The 5,061-nt window shown below is 74.1% G+C and carries 5 protein-coding genes; 3 read left to right on the top strand and 2 right to left on the bottom strand.

Going from position 1 to position 5,061, the window contains the following annotated elements; all coding sequences use genetic code 11:
• Positions 1-94 precede the first annotated feature (94 nt).
• Positions 95-1,111: a substrate-binding domain-containing protein gene (locus ABZ914_RS46305; protein ID WP_500201028.1), complete on the top strand. Its 1,017-nt coding sequence runs from the start codon at positions 95-97 to the stop codon at positions 1,109-1,111.
• 52 nt (positions 1,112-1,163) lie between these two features.
• Here the strand turns inward: ABZ914_RS46305 and ABZ914_RS46300 are convergent, their stop codons facing one another.
• Together ABZ914_RS46300 and cofD are read right to left on the bottom strand one after the other, a co-directional pair.
• Complete coding sequence (locus ABZ914_RS46300; protein WP_500201027.1) at positions 1,164-2,450, bottom strand: coenzyme F420-0:L-glutamate ligase; 1,287 nt, start codon at positions 2,448-2,450, stop codon at positions 1,164-1,166.
• Complete coding sequence (cofD, locus tag ABZ914_RS46295; protein WP_500201026.1) at positions 2,447-3,397, bottom strand: 2-phospho-L-lactate transferase; 951 nt, start codon at positions 3,395-3,397, stop codon at positions 2,447-2,449. The genes ABZ914_RS46300 and cofD overlap by 4 nt, the downstream gene beginning before the upstream one ends.
• Positions 3,398-3,569: 172 nt before the next feature.
• Between cofD and ABZ914_RS46290 the strand changes: the two genes are divergently transcribed.
• Together ABZ914_RS46290 and ABZ914_RS46285 are read left to right on the top strand one after the other, a co-directional pair.
• Positions 3,570-4,496, top strand: a complete 927-nt coding sequence (locus tag ABZ914_RS46290; RefSeq protein WP_500201025.1) for a hypothetical protein — start codon at positions 3,570-3,572, stop codon at positions 4,494-4,496.
• A gap of 281 nt (positions 4,497-4,777) precedes the next feature.
• Positions 4,778-4,993, top strand: coding sequence for a WhiB family transcriptional regulator (locus ABZ914_RS46285; RefSeq protein WP_171064042.1), 216 nt, complete (start codon positions 4,778-4,780; stop codon positions 4,991-4,993).
• The last annotated feature ends 68 nt before the right edge of the window (positions 4,994-5,061 follow it).

Below are 5,061 nucleotides of genomic sequence, written 5' to 3'. Positions count from 1 at the left end.
TTGCCCCCGCGCCTAGGCGCCGACAGCCCCCGTTCTGGCGGGCACCTCGCCGCGAATGAACGCATGCTCACGGTGTGTCCGGTATGACTGACGGGTGAGGTGGAAGGTGTGGGCGGCCGCCTTGCTCGTCGTGACGGGCCTGGGCGGCGGGGCGTGGGCGCTCGGCCTGCTGCCGGGGCCGTCGTCGTGCGCGGGCGGCACGGTGCGCGTCACGGTCGCCGCGCAGCCGGAGATCGCACCGGCGCTGCGCGACGTCGCGGCCCGGTTCAACGTGGAGGAGCACCGGGTCGGTGGACGGTGCGTCCGCGCGCGCGTGACGGCCGTCGCGCCCGCCGAGTTCGCCCGCCGCCCTGAGCTGCGGCGGCGCGCGGACGCCTGGGTGCCGGAGTCGTCGGTGTGGCTCCGGATCGTCCGCGACGCGGGCGACAGGAACGTCCCGTCGGGCGGGACGCCGCTCGCCGCGACGCCCGTGGTGCTCGCCATGACCCGTCCGGTGGCGGAGGAGTTCGCCGCCGACCACGTCGCCATGAGCTGGAAGCTGCTGCTCAAGGACGAGGCGGACGGCGTCGCGCTCGCCCGCAGGGCGGCGGACCCGGCCGTCGGCACCAGCGGGATGGTCGCGATGCTCGCCGTCGAGCAGGTCGGCGGGAAGGCGGGCGACGTCGCGGGCGACCTGCGCGGGGCCGCGCCGTCACCGGTGGACGACGCGTCCGGCGACTCCGCCGCGGTGCTCGCCGGGCTCACCACCGCCCCGCGCCTCGCCCGGTCCCTCACCGTCACCACCGAGCAGGCCGCCATCGCCTACAACGGCGCGCACCGGCCCAACCCGGTCACCCCGATCGTCCCGGACGAGGGCACGCTCATGCTCGACCATCCGTACGCCGTCACCGCCCGCGACCGGCGGCACCGCGACGCGGCGGCCGCGTTCGGCGACGCGCTCGGCGCCCGGTCCGCCCGCGACGCGCTCCAGCAGGCCGGCTTTCGCGCGCCCGACGGCACGTTCGGCGACGCCTACGCCCGCGACCACGGCCTCGCGGCCGGGCCGCCGCGCGCCCTCCGCCTCCCCACCCCCAAGGAGATCAACAGGGCGCTCTCCGCCTGGAAACGCTGAGCCGTCGCGTGCCGCCCGCACGGCACCGCCGATCAGGGCGACACGCCGCAGGTCAACGGACTTCGATGAACGCGTCGGGGGTCCGGGGCGGACGGTCGCGGGGCGGGGCCGCGGGGTGGCCGACGCCGACCGCGCCCATCGGGTCCCACTCGTCCGGCAGGTCCAGGGCCTCGCGGACGACGTCGCGGCAGAACATCGTGCTGGACACCCAGCACGACCCGAGCCCCTCCACCGCCAGCGCCACCAGCAGGTTCTCCACGCCCGCCCCGGTCGCCACGACGAACATCTCGCGCTCGGCGGTCGCGCGGCGCGCGTCGGGGTAGTCGTGCGAGCCGTCCATGACCAGGCACGGGACGACCAGGTAGGGCGCGCGGCGCAGCACGTCGCCGCGCCGCAGCCGCTTGGCGATCGACTCCTCGGAGAAGCCGTCGCGGCGCAGGTCGCCTTCCCACGCGTCGCGCATCGCGTCCAGCAGCCGGGTCCGGGACTCGGCCGACTCCAGCAGGACGAACCGCCACGGCGTCGTGTGGTGCGGCGCCGGCGCGGTGATCGCGGCGGCGACCGCGCGCCGCACCGCCTCCGGGTCGACCGGGTCCGCGGTGAACTCGCGGATGGTGCGGCGCGCGTGCAGCACGTCCGCCGACCCGTACCGGAACATGTCCTCGGCGGGCGGCCGGACGAGCTGCCGCGCCCCCGGACCGTCGTCGCCGGTCACCAGGTGCGCCAGCCCGCGCACCACCGCGATCGGCACCCCGTCGAGCTTGCCCTTCACCAGCTCCGCCGCCGCCGCGATCTCGTCCGCGACGGCGGTGATGGTCGCTTCGAGCCGGTTGCCGTACGCGTCGTCGGTGCCGCGCAGGTCGCTGAGCGGCGCGAGGCCCGCCACGCCGATCGCCGCGTCCGTCAGGCCGTTGCGCCACGGCCGGCCGAGCGTGTCGGACACGATGACCGCGACGTCCGCGCCGGTCCGCTCCCGCACGCCCGCGCGGATGCGGCGCGCGGAGGCGTCGGAGTCCTCCGGCAGCAGCAGGACCGTGCCGGGCGCGGTGTTGGACGCGTCCACCCCCGCCGCCGCCAGCACCAGCCCCTGCCGCGTCTCCACGATCCGGGTCTCGCCGCGCGCGTGCCTGCGCCGCGCCACCACCCGCACCGTCTCGGCGTCGATCGCCTTCTCCCGGTCGTCCGCGACCAGGACCCGGCCCTCCGCCTTGCTGACGATCTTGGACGTGACGACCAGCACGTCCCCGTCCTCGACCGCGTCCGCCGGGACCAGCGCGGCGATGTCGTCGCCCTCGCCGACCTCGGGCAGCCCGGGGATGCCGAACACCTGCAGATTCACGGCGCTTCCTTCTTCAGCCGGAGGGCCAGGTCGAGCGCCGCGCGCGCGATCGCCGCCGTGGCCTCCGGGTCGCTCATCAGCAGCGGGCGGGACCGCACCTCGATGCCCTCCACCCGCACGTCGCCGTCCGCCTCGTCGACGAGCCAGCCGTCCAGCAGCCCGAGCCCGTAGTGCTCGGCCACCGCCTTCGCCGACGTCTCCACACCGATCGCGGTCAGGCACGCGTCCGCCATCCCGCGCACCGGGGCGCCGCCGATGATCGGCGACACGCCGACCACGGTGTTCGCCGCGACCGCCTCGCGGATGCCGGGGATCGCCAGGATCGTCCCGATGCTGACGACCGGGTTGGACGGCGGGAACAGCACCACGTCCGCCTCCTCGATCGCCTTGAGCACGCCCGGCGCCGGCTTCGCCTCGTCGGCGCCGACCGGCGCGATCGACAGCGCGGGCAGCGACGCGCGCAGCCGCACCCACCACTCCTGGAAGTGGATCGCGCGCCGGCCGTGCTCCGGGTCGTCCACGACCACGTGCGTCTCGACCTGGTCGTCGGTCATCGGGATGAGCCGCACGCCCGGCTTCCACCGGTCGCACAGCGCCTCCGTCACCGACGACAGCTTGTACCCGGCCGCCAGCATCTGCGTCCGGACGATGTGGGTGGCGAAGTCGCGGTCGCCGAGCCCGAACCAGCCGGGACCCACGCCGTAGGCGGCCAGCTCCTCCTTGACGGCGAACGTCTCGTCCGTCCGCCCCCAGCCCTGCTCCTCGTTGATCCCGCCGCCGAGGGTGTACATCACGGTGTCCAAATCGGGGCAGACACGCAGCCCGAACAGGGAGATGTCGTCCCCGGTGTTGCCGATGACGGTGATCTCCGCCTCGGGGGCGGCGGCCTGGAGCCCGCGCAGGAAGCGGGCTCCCCCGATGCCGCCCGCCAGCGCCACGATCCTCATGCCGATCAGCCTAGGGCGCCGGGTGGGCGGCTCTCGACGCGCAGGGCGCGTTCCGCGTCCGCGAACCGCGCCTTTCTAGCGTTTTGGCGTGCCGCGGGGGACAGAGACGGGGCCGGGCGGGATGTGCAAAGCTTTGCGTGTCATCCGATTGCCTCGGTCTGGAGAAGTCACCGTGAACAAGGAAGCCGTCCAGCGCCTGCGCGAACCGGCCGCCTGGGTACTGCTCGCCTCCGCGGGCGTCCAATTGCTCGCGGGCATCATCCTGCTGCTGGGCGGCGGCGGTGCCTTCACCTACCGTGCGCTCGCGGCCGCCCAGGACACCCTGTTCACGCAGATCGTCTGTGTCGGGCTGGCCGTCCTCGCGGTCGTGCTGACGACCTGGGGCGCCGCGACCCCGCAGGCCCGCACGATCACCATGGGCGCGCTCGGCGTGCTCGGCGTCACCGCCCTGTTCGCCGTCATCTCCTGGCTGAGCGCGATGGCCGCCGACGGCGCGAGCGCCCTCAGCAAGCTCGCGGTGTTCCTCGCCGGCGGCGGCAAGATCGCCGTGATCGGCATCGCGGGCTGGTTCGTCTTCACCGTCTTCCAGGGCATGCAGCCGGCCCGCCCGCAGCCGCAGATGCAGCAGGGCTACCCCGACTTCGGCTACCAGCAGGGCCAGCAGTACGGGCAGCAGGGCTACGGCCAGCAGGGCTACCAGCAGTACCAGCAGTACGGCCAGCAGGGCGCCGAGTACGGCCAGCGGGGCGCCGAGGGCCAGCAGGCCGCGCAGCAGCAGTACGGCCAGCAGTACGGGCAGCAGCAGTACGGCCAGCCGCAGTACCAGCAGTACGGGCAGCCGCAGCCCGGCCAGCCCGCCCAGCCGGGGCAGGCCCAGCCGCAGCCGGGGCAGCCGCAGGGGGGCGAGCAGCCGCAGCAGCCCGCCGACCAGCAGGAGGAGATGGGCGAGTGGACCCGCGCCTACGGCGGGTCCGGCGGCCAGGAGGGCGCTGGCCAGCAGGGCCCGCAGGGCACCCACCCCGGGCAGCCGCAGGGCGAGCAGCGGCCCGACGAGGGCGGCGACTGGTACCGCGACAACCGCCCCCCGCCGCCGCAGTGACCGGCGCCGGCCGGCGGTGATCCGCCTCACTGACCCGCCGATTAACTGATCTTCATCTGAGGTTCGGCGAGCGCTTCCCCACATAACCCGCTATGTCGCCCTGGAAACTCGTTCCGCTTGACGGGGCGGGCGCTACACGCGTGTAATTTCGTCGGTGTAGTTTCAATGCCTTCCCGGGGGAGAGATCTTGAGGACGGCATTGACCAGGGGGTTCCACGGGCAGGAGGTGCGCTGTGAGCGAGGTCGTCATCCCGCTGGCGCACGGCACAGACGGCGAAGAGATGGGCTGGCAGGAGCGCGCACTGTGCGCGCAGACGGACCCGGAGGCGTTTTTTCCGGAGAAGGGCGGCTCCACTCGCGAGGCCAAGAAGGTGTGCCGGGCATGCGAGGTGCGGACGGAGTGCTTGGAGTACGCGCTGCAGCACGATGAACGTTTCGGTATTTGGGGGGGACTGTCCGAACGCGAACGCCGCAAGCTGAAGCGCCAAGCCGTCTAGTTCCCGCCCGACGTGCCGAGCCGCCGTGCGAGCGCGTCGTCTGACCGGTGGGGGCGGAGCCGGAGGCG

The organism is Spirillospora sp. NPDC046719 (assembly GCF_040645715.1).
Taxonomy (GTDB): Bacteria; Actinomycetota; Actinomycetes; order Streptosporangiales; family Streptosporangiaceae; genus Spirillospora.
This window is presented reverse-complemented; position numbering and strand designations above follow the sequence as displayed.